Below are 772 nucleotides of genomic sequence, written 5' to 3' on the forward strand. Positions count from 1 at the left end.
GAACAATGTGACCGGTGGCATCTTCAGGGCCAAGGCCAGTTCGTTTATGGGCCACTCATCCGCCCCGCGCTCAGGCCAGGGAACGGGTTTGGCGGGGGAGTGACCGGCCCGGATCCCCTCACGGGTGAGCAGATTGGTCACCATGGGGCCATTGAAGGTCTCACGTCGTTTTGGCGGGCGCCAGCCCTCGGCGTTGAGTTGCTCGGCAATCTGCGGGCAGCGGTACCCGGCTTGATGCAGTTCCAGCGTGCGGGCGACGAGTTGAGGGTAGTCACTCAGTTGCTCCAAACGCGCCACCGGACGCACCAGGAGGGTGTGGGTACGATGGCCGCCAATCCAGTGGATCTCCACCGTGACCCGCTCGCTGTCATCGATCACGGTGGCAATCACCCGTTCAACGAGTAGGCGCACGATACTCTGGCGATCCGCATTGGTGGTGGTGGAAGCCCGCCAGAGCGCCGGGATGTCGGCGGCGAGTTGGCGAATACGGGCGCGCTCAGCCTCCGATAAAGTGGCCGGCTCGCTGGCACGCATGCGTTCATAGTCGGCCTTGAGCTGCGCTTCGGCGATGAGAGCAGCCTCCCACTGCTGTTCCAGGGTACGGGCCACCAGACGATGCTCCGGCTCCACTGCCTGGTATTGGCGTTCGGCCCGCTCGACCTCGTAACGCGCTCGTTCCAGGCGTCGACCCCAATCAGCATGATGGCGCGCCCGTTCGCCTTCCAGATCCGCCGCCACCTGCAGACTGATCTCCAGGGCCGCAGGTTCCAGG

General features: G+C 64.8%; 1 protein-coding gene. It reads right to left on the bottom strand.

Going from position 1 to position 772, the window contains the following annotated elements; translation table 11 throughout:
* On the bottom strand, positions 1–772 hold a 772-nt coding region (locus LPW29_RS15245), incomplete at both ends, for a hypothetical protein (RefSeq protein WP_443112362.1).

This window comes from Ectothiorhodospira sp. 9100, from assembly GCF_022227565.1.
GTDB classification, from domain to species: Bacteria; Pseudomonadota; Gammaproteobacteria; order Ectothiorhodospirales; family Ectothiorhodospiraceae; genus Ectothiorhodospira; species Ectothiorhodospira marina.